Annotated in this window: 1 protein-coding gene; it reads left to right on the forward strand. The window is 40.2% G+C overall.

Annotated features, from left to right (window positions below):
* The coding region (locus tag ACVHXK_RS18940) for an SDR family NAD(P)-dependent oxidoreductase (RefSeq protein ID WP_461207952.1) at nt 1-251 on the forward strand (251 nt) is incomplete at both ends.

The raw sequence follows: 251 nt of genomic DNA on the forward strand, positions 1-251 counted from the left end.
AATTATCTGATTACAGGAGGCCTGGGCGGTCTCGGTTATATATTGGCAAAACATCTGTCGGAAAAATGGAAAGCGAATCTCATATTGACGGGGCGCTCTGATTTAACTGAAGAGCAGGAGAAAAAGATCGAATATTTAAGAAGTTCAGGTTCAACAGTTGAATATATCCGATCTGATGTTTCAAAACAAAGTGATGCTGAACGGATGTTTGCTTTTGCAAAAGAGCAGTTCGGCACCTTACATGGAGTATT

Source organism: Clostridium sp. DL1XJH146, from assembly GCF_054819755.1.